Here is a 15,912-nt window from a genome sequence, read left to right as displayed (position 1 = left end):
CATGTCATAATTTGAATTAAAAATAGCATATTTACATAGTAGTAAATATGCTATTTCATTTGCCTTTGGAATTTAATACATCTCATTTTTTAGGGTTATTAGCCAGTATCCTTTTAGGGTTAGGATATGCGTACTTATTGTATGGTAAAAAGCGGATAACCTCAACCGTCCCTCAATATCTCTATTTCTCACTCCGGACGGTCAGTGTCGCACTCATTACCTTCCTTCTTTTTGCCCCTCTCCTTAAGCTTAATAGTTTCAAACTTGAAAAACCTGTCTTAATTCTCGTGCAGGATAATTCTACCTCTCTCAAAACCTCAGCACCAGCCGGATTCCAGTTTGCAAAATATCAAAAGCAAATGGATGAATTTTATAAGCGCCTGTCTCAAAAATATCAAATAGACACGCTATTGCTAGGCAGTACTACACGACCTGGTTATTCCCTTAATTTCAACGATAAAAGCACTGATATATCATCCCTTTTCAGCTTCATCAGGAATCAATATGCGGGCAGAAACATTGGAGCTATAATTCTTGCAAGTGATGGTCTATATAATCGGGGAGGAGACCCCCAAGAGGCAGCACTCTCAATTAAAGCACCAATTTATAGTATTGCCCTTGGAGATACTATTCCTAAGAAAGATCTTTTGATTGCAAACGTAAATTATAACGAGACCGTTCAATCCGGAAATGATTTCCAAATAGAAGTTCAGGCGGCAGCCTATCAAAGTAAAGGACTGAAAAGCAGAATAACTGTTCGAAGCAATAACACTACATTATCTAAAAAAGATCTCGACATCAATTCCAATGATTATCAAGTTAATATTCCTGTAATCCTTCCTTCCGATAAACCAGGAATTAAAAAGTATACCGTAGCGATCGATCCGGTAAACAATGAACTGTCTAAAAATAATAATCAGCAGGATTTTTACATCAGGATAGAGGAAACAAAAAAAATATACTCCTGGTAGCCAACTCGCCGCATCCTGATATTAGTGCTATTAAACAAGCACTTGAAACAATTAAAAGCTTTGAAGTACAGGTTGAATATGCTCAAGCTATCAATAGTAGCGTATTGGAAAAAGCTGATCTGGTTATTTTACATCAGCTTCCTTCTCTTACTCAGCCTGTAAGTACTTTGATGAACCAGATTAAGGATAAACCAATATTCTTCATTCTAGGTGCCCAGAGCAATCTAAATCAGTTTTCCAATCATCAAAATTTGCTGAAGGTCAATTCAAACGGCCAATTAAGAGAAGTTACAGCCGTTTTAAATCCTTCCTTTTCCTCTTTTGTAATGGCCGACAGTCTAAAAGATCAGCTCAAGCAATATGGTCCGCTTTTAATTCCTTTTTCCAATGTTCAGTTTAAAGGGAATCATGTTGACCTGCTGTTCCAGCAAACGGGCAACCCGGTCACAAATCCACTTTTAAGTTTTTCTGTCGATGCCAAACCAAAGACCGCTGTGCTTGCCGGAGAAGGAATCTGGAAATGGCGGTTACAGTCCTTTAACACCTATGGAAACACGGCTAGCATCGATCAGTTACTCAGTAAGTCGGTACAGTACCTGTTAGCCGATGTAGATAAACGAAAATTTAGGGTATATACCGCTCAGAAAACCTTTAACGAAAATGAGCGGGTCATATTGAATGCCGAACTTTATAATGACGCCTACGAGCTTATAAACAGTCCGGATGTACCCCTTACAATCAGTAACAATAAAAAGCAGGTATTTTCATTTCTATTTTCCAGAATAAATAAGTCTTATACCTTAGATGCAGGTTTTTTACCAGTCGGCGAATATGTATATCAGGCAACAACAAACATAGGAAGTCAATCCTATACCGCAGAAGGTCGAATTCTGATCACAGAAAATCAACTGGAGCTTCAAGAAACCAAAGCCAATCATCATCTCTTAAGTCAGCTCTCAAAAGAGAGTGGAGCAGAAATGTTTTCTCCCGATCAATTGAATCAACTATTTAACGCTATCAACAAAAGCGAGATGGTTAAAACAATATCTTACGCTGATTCAAGCTATGTCGAACTCATTAATAAAAAAGCATTATTCTTCCTTATTATCGCATTCCTTTCCATCGAATGGTTTCTAAGAAAGCGAAGTGGCGATTTATAATAAAAAATCCGGATAGCCAACCCTTGCATTCCTTTCCGCCGAGTGATTTCTAAGAAAAGAGCAGAAATTTATAATATGAAAATCAACCATTAAGGAGATAATAAATAGGAAAGCTAGTCCTGCAAATATCTCGCTTCAACTAAGCGAAGTGGCGATTTATAACATATAGTACAACCTGCATCGCGTTAATAAAACCAATGAAACTATAAACAAACTCAAAGAAATTACAACGAATTATAATCATCCTTTTTAAAGAGATAGAAAGCCAGACTTCCTCCTTTCGCTTTAAAAGAACCCTCAATAGTCCCCTCATAATTCTCCCTTCCCTGAAAAGTATAGATCGTCTGCTTTTTACTATTCACACACTTCAGGTGCCATATTCTTGTCTGCGAATTGAAGTCTCCGCTCATAAAAAAGGTGTTACCCGACGCAGCCTCATAACACGTTCCTTTAACCAAAATAATCCTACTTGCTGAATTAGACTCTAACCCATCCGTTAGAGAAGGATTCAATACAACTTTAATATAAGAGCGACCTTTTATCTCTCCAATGTAATTCAGCGAAGTATTTCTTTTTATGGGCGTATTATCATTCAGAACAATGACATCGTTTTGCGAATCAGCAACATTTTGCGCTATTGCCAATTGTTTTCCGCACAGCAATAAAGCTATTGTAAGCGTAAAACAGATCTTAAATAACGGATTCAATGTAAATAAGGTTTAATAGATATACCTATTTCTCTTTCGGACTTTCCGGAATGATCACATAAACATCCTCATTCTCTTTTTTCATGAGGTATTTTTCACGTGCGAATTTCTCAAGCATAGCCTGATTTGTAGTCAACTCATCCAACGTCTTTTTTACACGTTCAATTTCAAACGTATAAAAATCCTTTTCTTCCTGAAGTTTGGTTAGCTCTGTTCTGTAGTCATATTGCGATATCAGATCGTTCCGATCAAAAAATAGCATCCATCCTGCAAATACCATTGCAGAAAGAAAATATTTATTGCTGAACAGATGTAATATTTGCTTCATCTAGTACAAATATAGAAACATCCCGTATGATTATCATACGGGATGCTCAATTAAAAATAATAATTTAAAAAATCAGTATTTTACTTCTTTAGAAACTTAAAGTCTCTTCCGATGAAACGTGCAGTAGAACCTAATTCTTCTTCAATACGGATCAACTGATTGTATTTTGCAATCCTATCTGAACGTGAAGCAGAACCAGTTTTGATCTGACCACAGTTAAGTGCTACAGCAAGATCAGCAATAGTTACATCTTCAGTTTCTCCAGAACGGTGACTCATTACAGTAGTATAACCACTATTCTGTGCCATTGTAACTGCATTAATAGTTTCAGATAAAGAACCGATTTGGTTAACCTTTACCAGGATAGAGTTAGCTACGTTAGTATCAATACCTCTTTGAAGGAATTTAACGTTAGTAACGAACAAATCATCACCTACTAACTGAATTTTCTTACCTAAAGCCTGAGTTAATTTTTCCCATCCAGCCCAGTCAGTTTCAGCTAAACCATCTTCAAGAGAAAGAATAGGGTATTTAGAAGCCCAGTCAGCCCAGTAAGCAACCATATCATCACTGCTGAATGTTTTACCTGGGTTTGATTTGTAAAAGCTGTAAGTCTGTGTAGCTTCATCGAACATTTCAGAACTAGCAGCATCCATAGAAATAAAGATATCTTCACCTGGTTTGTAACCTGCAGCTTCGATTGCACTGATCACAGTTTCAATAGCTTCTTCATTGCTCTGTATTTCCGGAGCGAATCCACCTTCGTCACCTACGTTAGTAGAATAACCTTTTTTCTTAAGTACAGATTTCAAAGTATGGAAAACTTCAGTACCCATTCTCAATGCTTCAGAAAAAGTATCAGCACCAACTGGCATGATCATGAATTCCTGAAAATCAATCTTGTTATCAGCATGAGCACCACCATTCATGATGTTCATCATCGGAATAGGAAGTGTATTTGCATTTACACCACCAACGTAACGGTAAAGAGGTTGACGGCTTTCAATTGCAGCAGCTTTAGCAACAGCAAGAGATACACCAAGAATTGCATTTGCACCCATAGAACCTTTATTGTCTGTTCCATCGATTTCATTCATCAGTTTATCAATTACGTTTTGTTCAAAAACGTCGATACCCTGTAATTCTTTGGCTAATTTTTCATTTACATTGGCAACCGCTTTTAAAACGCCTTTACCCATGTATTTGCTTTTATCATTGTCACGTAATTCAATCGCTTCAAACTGACCAGTAGAGGCTCCTGAAGGTACCGCTGCGCGTCCCATAGCACCGTTTTCAGTAATTACATCTACTTCAACTGTCGGATTACCCCTTGAGTCAAGAATCTGGCGGGCATGTACATCTAAAATTAAGCTCATTTGATTTTTATTATTAGTTTTATTTACCTGATTTGGTTATATCGTGTTCTGCGTAGCTTATTACATTAAGCAGGATTAATCGCAAAAGTAATGTTTTTTAAAACACCGATAATAACATATGTTACAAAAAATAGTGATTTTAAACAAAAAAACCCGCCGATCTTACATCAACGGGTTTTGTTATTAGATAGCCGTTTCCGGAATCATTGAATCTATAAACTGATCAAACAGATAGCGTGAATCATGCGGACCGGGAGACGATTCAGGGTGATACTGTACCGAAAAGGCCTTTTTACCTTTTACCCTTATTCCTTCAATTGAATTATCGTTCAGATTCAGATGGGTAATCTCTACCAGATCCGAATTACGAACATCTTCCTGAATTACACCGAATCCATGATTCTGTGATGTCACTTCGCAATGATCGATAATAATATTTTTAACCGGATGATTTAAACCACGGTGACCATTAAACATTTTCATCGTCCGGATGTCATTAGCAAGTGCCAGTAACTGATGTCCCAGACAAATACCAAATAAAGGTTTATCAGCCGATAGTACATTTTTTACCGTTTCAATGGCATAAGGCATAGAAGAGGGATCGCCGGGGCCATTCGATATGAAATATCCGTCCGGTGCCCATTTCTCCATTTCTTCAAAAGAAGTCTTTGCCGGAAATATTTTAGCATAAACATCACGGTGGTCAAAGTTGCGCAGAATATTTTTCTTAACACCCAGATCCAAAACAGCCACCCGATGTTTAGCACCTTCATTTCCATAGTAATACGGTTCTTTGGTACTTACCAGCGAAGCAAGCTCCAAACCATCCATAGATGGAATCGCAGCAAGCGTTTTTTTTAATTCCTCAATGTCCAACACTTCTGATGATATGATTGCATTCATTGCTCCCTTATCACGAATGTGACGAACCAGAGAACGGGTATCCACATCGGAAATCCCTACAACATTCTCTTCCTGAAAATAATCCTGAATAGACTTGTCCGATTGTTTCCGGCTGTAAGCGATATTGAAATTCTTACAAACCAATCCAGCGATCTTAATATCACCCGATTCAATTTCTTCCGAATTCACGCCATAGTTTCCTATGTGGGCATTGGTCGTAACCATAATCTGGCCAAAATAGGAAGGATCCGTAAAGATTTCCTGATAACCAGTCATACCTGTATTAAAACAAATCTCCCCGGTGGTTGTGCCAATCTTTCCGGCTGCCTTGCCGTGGTATACCGTTCCATCCTCTAAAAGGAGCACAGCAGGTAGTTTGATGTAGTTGATCATGTCAATTAATATCGTATAAATTTATTTGTTGCTTTTCGTTTAATAGCGCATTCGTCCATTCGTAGTAGAGATTCTCTGCACCGGGGCCATATGCCAGAATGAAATCTTTCTCTGCATAACCTTGATTTAGTAAATCGGTAAAAAAATGAAAAAGCTTAAAACTCCCGAAAGATTTTCCGGATTCAGAGTACAACATACTGAAGTAGGTCACTTCAATTTTCACAGGGGTCAAAGGTATAAATTAATTGCCAATTAATCCACTATACTTTCTACATTTGCGCATATTATCAATTCAGACAAAACGATGTCAGTGCATACACAGATAAAACGTATTACCACCAATACCCTGCATGAGATGAAATCAAGGGGCGAAAGGATCTCCATGCTTACTGCTTATGATTATTCTATGGCCAAAGTTGTGGACGAAGCAGGCATAGACGTGATCCTTGTAGGAGACTCCGCTTCTAATGTAATGGCCGGACATGAAACTACATTGCCAATCACTCTTGATCAGATGATTTATCATGCGGCATCTGTCGTACGGGCAGCTACACGTTGCCTCGTGGTAGTCGACCTTCCTTTTGGAACCTACCAGGGTAACTCCAAAGAGGCTCTGAATTCAGCCATTCGGATCATGAAGGAATCGGGTGCACATGCTGTAAAACTCGAAGGTGGCGAAGAAATAAGAGAATCTATCGAACGCATCATTACTGCAGGTATCCCTGTTATGGGTCATCTCGGTTTAACTCCTCAATCTATTCATAAATTCGGCACCTACACCGTAAGGGCAAAGGAAGAAGCTGAAGCTTATAAACTGTTGCAGGACGTTTTAGTCTTACAGGAAGCTGGTTGTTTTGGTGTAGTACTTGAAAAAATACCAGCTTCGCTGGCTGCTCAAGCTACTGCAAGTCTTAAAATTCCTACTATTGGTATCGGCGCCGGAAATGCATGCGATGGACAGGTACTCGTTATTCATGATATGTTAGGACTGAACAAGGGATTTAAACCTCGTTTTCTTCGTCAATATGCTAATCTCTATGAGGTAATGAGTGGTGCTGTAAAGGCGTATATTAGTGATGTAAAATCGAGTGACTTTCCCAACGAGAAAGAACAATATTAAGGTGATAAATGGGTAAAGCTGATAATTTATATATCAATCATGATGTAACAGAAAAGGATGTCTTATTCGAAGATAACCATCTCGTTGCGGTGAATAAAAGGGCAGGAGATATTGTTCAGGTAGATGATACCGGAGACGAATCTCTGGATGAAAAGGTTGCAAAATACATTGCCCTCAAATATCATAAGCCCAATAAGGCCTTTTTAGGGGTAGTGCACCGGCTGGACAGACCTGTAAGCGGAGTGATTCTGTTTGCCCGCACCAGTAAAGCGCTCGAGCGGGTAAATGCCTTGTTCAAGTCGCGCCTCATGAACAAAACCTACCTTGCCGTTGTACGCAACAGACCCGTTCCCGAATCAGGAAACCTGGTACACTGGCTCATTAAAAACCCACAGAAGAACGTTACCAAAGCTTATAACGAAGAAGTTCCGGGAAGCTTGCGATCTGAACTCAACTATAAACTCATTGGCGAAATGGGAGGCTACTATTTAATTGAAGTAGACCCTTTAACAGGTCGCCCGCACCAAATCAGAGTACAACTATCTACCCTGGACTGCCCTATTGTTGGCGACAATAAATACGGCTATCCCAGAGGAAGTTTAAGGAAGACAATTGCCCTGCATGCCCGTAGACTTCAGTTTATTCACCCGGTAAAAAATGAGCCTGTAGACATTATTGCCCCCTTACCACACGATGGTTTTTGGGAAAAATTCGAACACCTTATTTAAACTTTAGGAATAAACTTCAAAAACAGCTATATTACCGGCTTGAACCTGATTCTATGTACAAGTCACTGGTTAAATCATTCTTTACCTGGTATATCAGCTCGATAATAAAAAAAGATTTTTTAAAGTTTTCCTTTAATCGGGAACCCTTTCAAAAAGATCGTTCTATTTTGCTGTTGGCTAATCATTTTTCCTGGTGGGATGGATTTATGATGTATCAGGTTAACCGGATCCATTACCGGAAAACTTTTTATGTCATGGTTACCGAGGAGAACTACAAAAAGGTATGGTTCCTGAAGTATCTGGGAGCATTTCCGGTGAAAAAACATTCCCGCAGTATGGTCCGTTCATTGGAGTATGCCGGGCAGCTGCTTAATGATCCCAATAACCTGGTTCTTATCTTTCCACAAGGCAAATTACATTCAGGTACTGCCAAGGAAGTGATCTTTGAAAAAGGGCTGATGAACCTTATAAATTCATCCAATAAAACTTTTCAATACGTTTTTTCAGCTTCCTTCGTTGATTACTTTGAGAATCGTAAACCAACTATAACTAGTTATCTGCAAAATTGGGAAGGAGCAGAGTTTACAAGTCTGCAATTAATTAAAAGTGCCTATAATAAACATTATGAACACTCGCGGCAAGTGCAAAGCCGTATTATCGTCTAATCAATGCTTGTTTTTTATATTATTTTCTTCTTCTTAATTATACGATTCGCAGTTACCCTGTTTAATTTTATTTCTAACCCTAAACTGCCGTCATCATCAAGGAAATACAACGATTTGGTTTCCATATTAATACCTGCGCGCAATGAGGAAGGGCGTATTGAAGCATTACTTCAATCGATCAGCAATCAGTCCTATCAAAATCTCGAAATTTTAATACTGGATGATCAGTCTACCGATGCCACTTTCAATCTCTGTACGGAATATGCCCTACTTGACGACCGTTTCAAAGTATTCAAAGGAAATAAATTGCCGGATGGATGGTTGGGGAAAAACTATGCCTGTCACCAGCTCAGTAAATTAGCCAAAGGGAAATATTTGCTCTTTATTGATGCCGATACGCAAATCAAAGAGGGATTGATAAATAGTGTATTACACCGGATGAAGCTAGGAAAGCTTGCCCTTTTAAGTCTGTTTACCAACCAAATTATGGGAAGTATCGGCGAAAGGATGGTTGTTCCTTTAATGCACTTCATTTTGCTCAATCTGCTTCCGTTACGGCTGGTGCGGATTTCTAAAAATTCTGCTTTTGCAGCTGCAAGCGGCCAGTTTATGTTGTTTGAAAGTGCCTTATACCATCATCATTCCTGGCATGCCCAGGTAAAGGACAAAGTCCTGGAAGATATCGAACTGATTAAACTGATTAAAACTTACCGGTACAATGCCGAGGCCTTACTGGCAAATGGCTATATTTCATGCCGCATGTATAAAAGTTATGAAGAAGGGATAAACGGATTTAGTAAAAATCTGTTGGCCGGCTTTAATAAAAATATTGGTGCGTTAATTTGTTATCTGATGCTGGTGATGATCGGACCACTGTTTATTGCCTCCTACCTTCCTTTTCACCTATTTATGTTTGCCTTGACGCTAATCATCTTAAGTCGTGTGATGATTTCTCTGTTAAGCGGGCAACATGCGTTATGGAATGTGTTGCTCCATCCCTTTCAAATGGCTACACTGCTTTTCATCGCCATCCTCTCTGTGCAGAAATACTTGAGCAAAACAATAACCTGGAAGGGGAGGACTATCAAACAATGAAAGCAACACAAAGGATTTGTGCCTGGTTGGTTGTACTGTTTTTTACAGTAGGCCTTGGCGGCTTTCTTTATCCGCCATATATTAATTTATTTAAAGCTCTGGTGCCTTATCATTTGCTGCTCATGCTGTTGCTGATGATGATCAGTCAGCCTGCAAAAAACAGATTCTTTTGGCTATTTTTTCTGCAGATCTATGTTGCCGGTTTTTTGATTGAATTAGTTGGAACACAAACCGGACTGGTTTTTGGAAGCTACTTTTATGGTGCCACATTGGGGATCAAAGTTGCTGGTACACCGCTCATGATAGGTGTAAACTGGATTTTGGTCATCTACTCTGCTGGCATGTTGCTGTCTTCGCTTCGTATTCGGAATATTTATGTTTTTTTAGTACTTGGAGCTTCAATGGTAACCTTGCTCGATTATCTGATTGAGCCTGTTGCTATTCAATTTGATTATTGGAGCTGGGATCCTGCTGTGATTCCTTTGCAAAACTATGTAGTCTGGTTTATTTTCTCTGCTTTGTTATTGGCTTTGTTTTATAAAATGGACTTTAAAAAGCAGAATTCGGCTGCTGTTACGTATTTCGTTGTGCAGTTTGTTTTCTTCTTTGTGTTACGTGTTTGGGGCTGAGGAAAATGAACGGGATGGGTTAGTTTAGATCTCCAGTTTTCTATTAATTGGAGTATTATTCCCTTTGTACCAGGTAGGAAACCGCTTGGGGAAATATGGGTTGCTTGTTCGTTGGTTGTTCGCTCGTGCTGGCTTGGTGCTTCGATAAAACAGCGTTTTTGTCGAACGAGCAGCGAAGTAAGAAGGAGGGAGTAGCGGTTGAGCTATAGAGCTGACTTCTACGCGGGATGCAGATCATAATATTAATTTTATATTGAGGATGCCTTTCCAAGTATCCACTCGTATTGTATATCCATTTTTCGTGTTTTTTATTTCCCATTCTGGGATATATGAAATCACTACAGGCTCATTGTTAAAATAAATTATGCATACCAAATGGTATGGGTTAGGTTTGTAGGAACACATGCTGAATACGATAAAATTGATGCAACTAGAATTTAAGCTATGAATATTAAACCAATAAAAACAGAAAAGGATTATAGCAACGCAATAGCTCGTCTTGAAATAATTTTTGACTCTATCCATGGAATTCCGGAAGGTGATGAATTGGAAATTTTAGGTGTTTTAATAGAGGCTTATGAAAATCAGCACATTAAAATCGGTTATCCTGATCCGATTGAGGCAATAAAATATAGGATGGAGCAACTAGGCTATACTCAAAATGATTTGGCTAAAGTAATTGGTCTTCAGAGCAGGGTAAGTGAGATCTTAAATAGAAAAAGAAAGCTTACTATTGAGATGATTAGAAAACTTAATGTAAGCTTAAATATACCAACAGATATATTAATTCAGGCCTATTAAATTTTTTGTCCAAGAATTAAAAAGTCTGTTTCTGCTGTGGTGTCTACCATCACTAGTGTCGCTATGATACAATAGGATGGTCTCTTTGCCTTTGTCAGCAAAAAAATCTGAGATGATTTTATAGATCGTAGAAAAGACGATTTTATCACTTCCGTTTCTTACATCATCTTCATATTTCTGTTGTCGGAAGCCGAATGCATAACCTTATTGTAATAATAAAGGATAGTGATCAACATAATCGGAATACTCATCTATTTTAAAATAGACAGTGTAAACAACATTATTCGCGGTGATGAATTGATAAAATGTGTCGGTCTCATCCTCAATTTTAAGGAATGAGTAATAACCAGTATCATTCAAACTATTTTTCCTTTTTTTGAGTGATTTGACGGACTAAAGTGATATTATCAATTTTTTTAAAAATTTCCGTTTTTTTATCCGCCATTTCATTAAAGAAAGCAATAGCCTTAGTATTGGTTGGGAATATAACAATTTTTTTAATTGACATCATTTGAAGTTTTATTACATTACCACTGATCATAACGAATATAACCATCTGTATGCAAATGAAATAATTTATTGTTATTTACATCCGAAGTGCTGAACGATCAAATGAGTAATGAGGTCAAGCAAGCAAATGGTAATTAATATATGCTTGTCAGAAAGAGTTCTCATGGTAAATCAGGTGAAAATCTCGGGGTGATATTTATAAAGCAGTCTTCAATACGATTTTGCTATACACCTTTTTCCCGTTTAGATACACTTCGATATTGTCATCATGGTTATCTTTAACAATAGTTCATTGATAATAGCCGGACTGGCAACATTAAAAGTCCTTCTTACCCAGATGTCTTTAGATTTTCAAAGTGACTTCACTTGTTTGGCATCGTCGCCTATAGGAGCTGAACATGATTTCCAGTCTCCGGCAGTATAGCTGCTAGCCATCCAGTCTCCTTGGGGAAGCGTCTCCGTGTACTTTACAGTAAAAGAAGCCTCATCGGAAGAACCAAGTACGGTTTTGTAATTTACCTCTTCTTTGCCCATGAAGCGGTAGATTTTAGCAAGTCAAACGAATAAATACCTTTTACGATTTAATTATTAAATCTTCCAACAATTTACCATCAACAAGCTAGCTGCCAAATAGAAACAATTTCTTATTTTTGTGTTTAACATATGATGAGCTACAATCTTCAGGTAACAATAGACGGAAATTCGGGATTTTGCTTTGGCGTAGTATACGCTATAGACATGGCAGAAGAAATTTTGGCCGAAGACGGCTACTTATATTGCCTGGGTGATATTGTGCATAATGATGAAGAAGTGGAAAGGTTAAAAGCCAAAGGGCTTAAGATTATTGCGCATGAAGATCTGGAAAATCTGCAAGGCGAAAAGGTGCTGATCCGTGCTCATGGTGAGGCTCCAGATACTTATCGTACTGCACTTAAAAATAATATTACCTTAATTGATGCTTCTTGTCCGGTTGTTTTAAAACTTCAAAACCGGATTAAGACTACTCATGAAGAAAAGGAACCTATATTAATTTTTGGCAAACATGGGCATGCTGAAGTGATTGGTCTTCAGGGACAAACTAATAATGAAGCACTGGTATTTCAGGATATCTCTGAACTGGATCATGTTGATCTTCCTGCAAAATTTACGTTATACAGCCAGACTACAAAGAGCACTGAGAAATTTTATCAGATAAAAGAGGAACTTATAAACCGCGGATACGATGTGAAAGCAAATGATACGATTTGCAGGCAGGTATCAAACAGAAATGAGGATTTGGAAAGTTTTGTAACCAACTTTGATAAGATCATTTTTGTATCAGGGAAAAAATCATCGAATGGGAAGGTGTTGTATGAAGTGTGTTTGAAATATAATCCGAACACTTATTTTATATCACAGGCAGAGGATCTGGATATTAATACGTTTAGTCCGGGTGATAAAATTGGCATCTGTGGTGCAACCTCCACACCGATGTGGCTGATGGAAAAGGTTAAAAGTACATTGGAAAGTTTCTAATCAGGATCAGGTTATGAAACAGGCATCTAATTATGGCATACTGGTGGCATTCATAGTGATCGCTTCCTGGTGCGTTTCATTAGTGTTTTTATTGCGATGGGATTTTTCATGGAGTAATCCTTTGGTGTACCTGATGGTACTGGTACAAATGCATTTGTATACCGGCCTCTTTATTACTGCCCACGATGCGATGCATGGAACTGTGTCTTCCTCAGGTAAATTTAATAGCATCATTGGTCAGATTTGCACCGCTCTTTACGCTGCTTTTTCATTTAACAAATTGCTCAAAAAACATCATGAGCATCATCGTTATGTGCATTCCGATCAGGACCCTGATTATCATGACGGCACATACCTGAGCTGGTATTTTAGCTTTATGAAAGAGTATATGTCTGTTATGCAAATTGTATTTATGGCCATTGCTTTTAATGTGCTAAATATCTGGATACCAGAATCTAATTTATTATTATTTTGGGTAGCACCAGCATTGTTGAGCACCCTGCAACTCTTTACTTTCGGCACCTGGATCCCTCATCATGGTGATCATGACAATGTACACCATTCCTGCTCTTTAAAAAAGAATCACTTAGTTGGTTTTTTCTCCTGTTACTTTTTTGGATACCATTATGAACATCATGAATGGCCTGCAATACCGTGGTGGAAGCTCTGGCAGATGAAATAAAAATCAGGAGAATCGCTATATTTGCTTTACAAAATTCTATGAGTAAACAAGGTGTTTTATTGGTCAATCTGGGTACTCCGGATAGCCCTTCGGTAAAAGATGTACGGCGGTATCTGGATGAGTTTTTAATGGATGAGCGGGTGATCGACATTCCCCAATTAAATCGAACATTACTGGTAAAGGGAATTATCGTTCCTTTCAGGGGACCTAAATCGGCAAAAATTTACAAGAAGGTTTGGAGCGAAAAAGGTTCCCCTTTGCTGTATTACACGAAGCTCATGACCGACCTTTTACAGGCCCAATTGGGTGAGGAGTACCAGGTAGAAATGGGGATGCGGTATCAAAATCCATCTATCCAATCGGCGCTTGATAAGTTAAAAGCTGCCGATGTAAAGAGCATTCGGGTGATTCCTTTGTTTCCGCAATATGCTTCGGCCTCTACCGGATCTGTTCATCAAAAAGTGATGGAGATTGTGAGTAAATGGCAGGCAATTCCTGATATTTCATTCCTGAATTCTTTTCATGATGAACCGGGAATGATTGATGTTTTTGCAGCCAACGCTTTAAAGTATAAACCTGAAACTTTTGACCATATCCTGTTTAGCTTTCATGGTTTACCGCAACGCCAGCTGATTAAAACGGATAATTCAAAAAGCCATTGTCTGCAATCTGCAGATTGTTGTTCCGCTCTAACCGATGTCAATAAGTTTTGTTATTCAGCGCAATGCCATCATACAGCACGCCTTCTAGCGGCTAAGCTGAATATTCCAAAAGAAAAATATACGATTTCTTTCCAGTCCAGATTGGGGAAAAATCCTTGGGTGAAACCGTACACTACAGAGGTTATTGATGAGTTGGGAAAAGCTGGAACGAAAAGTTTGTTGGTTTTTAGTCCTGCTTTTGTAGCGGATTGTTTAGAAACGCTTTATGAAATTACAGAAGAGTACGGACTTGAATTTAAGGCTCTTGGAGGGGAACGATTACAGTTAGTGGAAAGTTTAAACGACAATCCGGCATGGATTAACGTTCTGGAGAAGTTGGTAAAACAGTAAACACGTGTTCATGCATATAGGATAGAATGGCGGCAGTTGCGCCTTTTCCTTGCATGACATAGTTTTTTGCAATGATTCCGCTCTGTGCACGGTAACTGTTATCCTGAAGATCGTCCATGACCGCAAGAAGTTCATTTTCTGTGCTGATGCTAAAACCTGCCTTCTTTTCAATCAGCGTTCGGGCTTCAAGGAACTTCTGATAGTTGGGACCGAATAGTACAGGGATGCCGAAAGCAGCAGCCTCAAGTGTATTGTGGATGCCCACACCAAATCCTCCACCAATGTAGGCGATCTGACCGTACTGGTAAAGGGAGGACAACATGCCTATATTGTCGATGATCAATACCTGATCTTTTTTAGTAAAAACAGGAGATTGAGGGTTGTTTTTTAAAGTGGAGTATCTCATAAAACTCTCTGCGGGAAGAAGGCTTTCCAATGCCTTAATTTTCTCTGGCTTAATTTCATGAGGAGCAATAATAAATTTCCAGTTCGGGTACTTTTTAATGACCACTGCAAGCAGGTTTTCATCAGGAGACCAGGTGCTTCCTGCAACAAAAACAGGATTTCCGGCACAGAAATCTTTTACTAGCTGAAATTGTGCAGGATTGGTTGCATTTTCTGCTACACGGTCAAAGCGGGTGTCGCCACCAATAGTAACCTGCGTAATGCCAATCGTTTTCAAGATCGTTACGCTTGCTTGATCTTGTACGAAAAACTGGGTTACACGATGTAAAATAGAGCGGTGCAGACCTCCATACCATTTATAAAAGACCAGTTCTTTTCGGAATAAGGCGGAAATAACGAGAATGGGTATTTCTGCCTTAAACAGTTCATTATAAAAGTGATACCAATATTCATACTTGGTAAATACAGCCAGTTTAGGATTGAAAATTTCTATGAAGCGCTGTGCGTTCCTTTTGGTATCCAGAGGAAGGTAGTATACATGGTCCGCTAATGCGTAATTCTTCCGCAATTCATATCCGGAAGGAGAAAAGAAGGTCACTACTATGGGATATTCAGGAAAATCTATTTTCGTTTTTTCAAGCACTGGTCTCCCTTGTTCGAACTCGCCGAGAGAGGCAAAATGAAACCAAATATGTTGTTTTCCAGTTTTGACTTCTTCTTTCATCTTTTGAAACAAGTTTTTTCTACCTTTAAGCCAAAGTTTGGCAGTGGGGTTGAAAGCTTGTACTACACCTAGTAGGAATTTGAAAAGTTGAATGCCAATATTGTACAGGAATAACATGTGATGTTCTGAGTGTTAATTTGCTGCGAAA

20 protein-coding genes and 1 pseudogene are annotated in these 15,912 nt (G+C 38.6%); 12 read left to right on the top strand and 9 right to left on the bottom strand.

Features of this window, described 5'->3' with window-relative positions; all coding sequences use genetic code 11:
- Positions 1 to 47 precede the first annotated feature (47 nt).
- Entirely contained in the window at positions 48 to 971 is a 924-nt protein-coding gene (locus ADIARSV_RS10515) for a hypothetical protein (RefSeq protein WP_016195489.1), read from the top strand.
- 104 nt (positions 972 to 1,075) lie between these two features.
- Positions 1,076 to 2,131: a hypothetical protein gene (locus ADIARSV_RS10510; protein ID WP_016195488.1), complete on the top strand. Its 1,056-nt coding sequence runs from the start codon at positions 1,076 to 1,078 to the stop codon at positions 2,129 to 2,131.
- Positions 2,132 to 2,355: 224 nt separating this feature from the next.
- Here the strand turns inward: ADIARSV_RS10510 and ADIARSV_RS10505 are convergent, their stop codons facing one another.
- The 5 genes from ADIARSV_RS10505 to ADIARSV_RS10485 form a co-directional block, all read right to left on the bottom strand.
- Positions 2,356 to 2,838 carry a hypothetical protein gene (locus tag ADIARSV_RS10505; RefSeq protein ID WP_040299735.1) on the bottom strand — a complete coding sequence of 161 codons (483 nt, stop codon included), beginning with the start codon at positions 2,836 to 2,838 and terminating at the stop codon, positions 2,356 to 2,358.
- Between the two features lie 25 nt (positions 2,839 to 2,863).
- Positions 2,864 to 3,166 (bottom strand): FtsB family cell division protein, encoded by a 303-nt coding sequence (locus ADIARSV_RS10500; protein WP_016195486.1) that lies wholly within the window; start codon positions 3,164 to 3,166, stop codon positions 2,864 to 2,866.
- An 80-nt stretch (positions 3,167 to 3,246) separates the two neighbouring features.
- Positions 3,247 to 4,542 carry a phosphopyruvate hydratase gene (gene eno / locus ADIARSV_RS10495; RefSeq protein WP_016195485.1) on the bottom strand — a complete coding sequence of 432 codons (1,296 nt, stop codon included), beginning with the start codon at positions 4,540 to 4,542 and terminating at the stop codon, positions 3,247 to 3,249.
- 183 nt (positions 4,543 to 4,725) lie between these two features.
- Positions 4,726 to 5,838: a glutamine-hydrolyzing carbamoyl-phosphate synthase small subunit gene (gene carA, locus ADIARSV_RS10490; RefSeq protein WP_016195484.1), complete on the bottom strand. Its 1,113-nt coding sequence runs from the start codon at positions 5,836 to 5,838 to the stop codon at positions 4,726 to 4,728.
- A 1-nt stretch (position 5,839) separates the two neighbouring features.
- Positions 5,840 to 6,061 carry a hypothetical protein gene (locus tag ADIARSV_RS10485; RefSeq protein WP_016195483.1) on the bottom strand — a complete coding sequence of 74 codons (222 nt, stop codon included), beginning with the start codon at positions 6,059 to 6,061 and terminating at the stop codon, positions 5,840 to 5,842.
- An 81-nt stretch (positions 6,062 to 6,142) separates the two neighbouring features.
- On the opposite strand from ADIARSV_RS10485, the gene panB reads away from it, so the two are divergent.
- The 7 genes and pseudogenes from panB (at position 6,143) to ADIARSV_RS10455 (ending at position 10,876) form a co-directional block, all read left to right on the top strand.
- Positions 6,143 to 6,958 carry a 3-methyl-2-oxobutanoate hydroxymethyltransferase gene (gene panB, locus ADIARSV_RS10480; protein ID WP_016195482.1) on the top strand — a complete coding sequence of 272 codons (816 nt, stop codon included), beginning with the start codon at positions 6,143 to 6,145 and terminating at the stop codon, positions 6,956 to 6,958.
- A gap of 8 nt (positions 6,959 to 6,966) precedes the next feature.
- Complete coding sequence (locus ADIARSV_RS10475; protein ID WP_016195481.1) at positions 6,967 to 7,686, top strand: RluA family pseudouridine synthase; 720 nt, start codon at positions 6,967 to 6,969, stop codon at positions 7,684 to 7,686.
- Between the two features lie 53 nt (positions 7,687 to 7,739).
- Positions 7,740 to 8,351: a lysophospholipid acyltransferase family protein gene (locus ADIARSV_RS10470; protein ID WP_016195480.1), complete on the top strand. Its 612-nt coding sequence runs from the start codon at positions 7,740 to 7,742 to the stop codon at positions 8,349 to 8,351.
- A 3-nt stretch (positions 8,352 to 8,354) separates the two neighbouring features.
- A complete protein-coding gene (locus ADIARSV_RS10465; RefSeq protein WP_040299730.1) occupies positions 8,355 to 9,446 on the top strand; it encodes a glycosyltransferase in 1,092 nt (363 codons plus the stop codon).
- A complete protein-coding gene (locus ADIARSV_RS10460; RefSeq protein WP_040299728.1) occupies positions 9,443 to 10,075 on the top strand; it encodes a carotenoid biosynthesis protein in 633 nt (210 codons plus the stop codon). Before ADIARSV_RS10465 ends, ADIARSV_RS10460 begins: the two co-directional genes overlap by 4 nt.
- Positions 10,076 to 10,420: 345 nt before the next feature.
- Positions 10,421 to 10,516, top strand: a pseudogene (locus tag ADIARSV_RS22850) (type II toxin-antitoxin system HigB family toxin); the annotation flags it as partial.
- A 3-nt stretch (positions 10,517 to 10,519) separates the two neighbouring features.
- Positions 10,520 to 10,876: a helix-turn-helix domain-containing protein gene (locus tag ADIARSV_RS10455; RefSeq protein ID WP_016195477.1), complete on the top strand. Its 357-nt coding sequence runs from the start codon at positions 10,520 to 10,522 to the stop codon at positions 10,874 to 10,876.
- Here the strand turns inward: ADIARSV_RS10455 and ADIARSV_RS23195 are convergent.
- From ADIARSV_RS23195 to ADIARSV_RS22150, 3 genes are all read right to left on the bottom strand, one after another.
- Positions 10,859 to 11,017, bottom strand: coding sequence for a DUF6169 family protein (locus tag ADIARSV_RS23195; RefSeq protein ID WP_394331150.1), 159 nt, complete (start codon positions 11,015 to 11,017; stop codon positions 10,859 to 10,861). The two genes, ADIARSV_RS10455 and ADIARSV_RS23195, sit on opposite strands and share 18 nt — an antisense overlap.
- 220 nt (positions 11,018 to 11,237) lie before the next feature.
- Positions 11,238 to 11,417 (bottom strand): hypothetical protein, encoded by a 180-nt coding sequence (locus tag ADIARSV_RS10450; RefSeq protein ID WP_016195476.1) that lies wholly within the window; start codon positions 11,415 to 11,417, stop codon positions 11,238 to 11,240.
- Positions 11,418 to 11,737: 320 nt separating this feature from the next.
- A complete protein-coding gene (locus ADIARSV_RS22150; RefSeq protein WP_016195475.1) occupies positions 11,738 to 11,920 on the bottom strand; it encodes a hypothetical protein in 183 nt (60 codons plus the stop codon).
- Between the two features lie 132 nt (positions 11,921 to 12,052).
- Here ADIARSV_RS22150 and ADIARSV_RS10440 point away from each other — a divergent pair, with 132 nt between their 5' ends.
- From ADIARSV_RS10440 to hemH, 3 genes are read left to right on the top strand one after another with little or no spacing between them, the layout of a single operon-like run.
- Entirely contained in the window at positions 12,053 to 12,901 is an 849-nt protein-coding gene (locus tag ADIARSV_RS10440; protein ID WP_016195474.1) for a 4-hydroxy-3-methylbut-2-enyl diphosphate reductase, read from the top strand.
- Positions 12,902 to 12,914: 13 nt separating this feature from the next.
- Positions 12,915 to 13,583 (top strand): fatty acid desaturase, encoded by a 669-nt coding sequence (locus ADIARSV_RS10435; RefSeq protein WP_016195473.1) that lies wholly within the window; start codon positions 12,915 to 12,917, stop codon positions 13,581 to 13,583.
- 38 nt (positions 13,584 to 13,621) lie between these two features.
- Positions 13,622 to 14,635 (top strand): ferrochelatase, encoded by a 1,014-nt coding sequence (gene hemH / locus ADIARSV_RS10430; RefSeq protein WP_016195472.1) that lies wholly within the window; start codon positions 13,622 to 13,624, stop codon positions 14,633 to 14,635.
- On the opposite strand, the gene ADIARSV_RS10425 is transcribed toward hemH, so the two are convergent.
- Positions 14,604 to 15,881, bottom strand: a complete 1,278-nt coding sequence (locus tag ADIARSV_RS10425) for a 3-deoxy-D-manno-octulosonic acid transferase (protein WP_016195471.1) — start codon at positions 15,879 to 15,881, stop codon at positions 14,604 to 14,606. The two genes, hemH and ADIARSV_RS10425, sit on opposite strands and share 32 nt — an antisense overlap.
- Positions 15,882 to 15,912 lie beyond the last annotated feature (31 nt).

It is taken from the genome of Arcticibacter svalbardensis MN12-7, from assembly GCF_000403135.1.
Classification (GTDB): domain Bacteria; phylum Bacteroidota; class Bacteroidia; order Sphingobacteriales; family Sphingobacteriaceae; genus Arcticibacter; species Arcticibacter svalbardensis.
The sequence above is the reverse complement of the archived record's forward strand: the minus strand, read 5'-3'. Positions and strand labels throughout refer to the sequence as shown.

Excerpts from the sequence above, each read along its gene's own strand:
- ADIARSV_RS10515 (WP_016195489.1), top strand. The coding sequence starts at position 48 with ATGCTATTTCATTTGCCTTTGGAATTTAATACATCTCATTTTTTAGGG.
- ADIARSV_RS10500 (WP_016195486.1), bottom strand. The coding sequence starts at position 3,166 with ATGAAGCAAATATTACATCTGTTCAGCAATAAATATTTTCTTTCTGCA.
- eno (WP_016195485.1), bottom strand. The coding sequence starts at position 4,542 with ATGAGCTTAATTTTAGATGTACATGCCCGCCAGATTCTTGACTCAAGG.
- carA (WP_016195484.1), bottom strand. The coding sequence starts at position 5,838 with ATGATCAACTACATCAAACTACCTGCTGTGCTCCTTTTAGAGGATGGA.
- panB (WP_016195482.1), top strand. The coding sequence starts at position 6,143 with ATGTCAGTGCATACACAGATAAAACGTATTACCACCAATACCCTGCAT.
- ADIARSV_RS10475 (WP_016195481.1), top strand. The coding sequence starts at position 6,967 with ATGGGTAAAGCTGATAATTTATATATCAATCATGATGTAACAGAAAAG.
- ADIARSV_RS10470 (WP_016195480.1), top strand. The coding sequence starts at position 7,740 with ATGTACAAGTCACTGGTTAAATCATTCTTTACCTGGTATATCAGCTCG.
- ADIARSV_RS10465 (WP_040299730.1), top strand. The coding sequence starts at position 8,355 with ATGCTTGTTTTTTATATTATTTTCTTCTTCTTAATTATACGATTCGCA.
- ADIARSV_RS10460 (WP_040299728.1), top strand. The coding sequence starts at position 9,443 with ATGAAAGCAACACAAAGGATTTGTGCCTGGTTGGTTGTACTGTTTTTT.
- ADIARSV_RS10455 (WP_016195477.1), top strand. The coding sequence starts at position 10,520 with ATGAATATTAAACCAATAAAAACAGAAAAGGATTATAGCAACGCAATA.
- ADIARSV_RS10450 (WP_016195476.1), bottom strand. The coding sequence starts at position 11,417 with ATGATCAGTGGTAATGTAATAAAACTTCAAATGATGTCAATTAAAAAA.
- ADIARSV_RS22150 (WP_016195475.1), bottom strand. The coding sequence starts at position 11,920 with ATGGGCAAAGAAGAGGTAAATTACAAAACCGTACTTGGTTCTTCCGAT.
- ADIARSV_RS10440 (WP_016195474.1), top strand. The coding sequence starts at position 12,053 with ATGAGCTACAATCTTCAGGTAACAATAGACGGAAATTCGGGATTTTGC.
- ADIARSV_RS10435 (WP_016195473.1), top strand. The coding sequence starts at position 12,915 with ATGAAACAGGCATCTAATTATGGCATACTGGTGGCATTCATAGTGATC.
- hemH (WP_016195472.1), top strand. The coding sequence starts at position 13,622 with ATGAGTAAACAAGGTGTTTTATTGGTCAATCTGGGTACTCCGGATAGC.
- ADIARSV_RS10425 (WP_016195471.1), bottom strand. The coding sequence starts at position 15,881 with ATGTTATTCCTGTACAATATTGGCATTCAACTTTTCAAATTCCTACTA.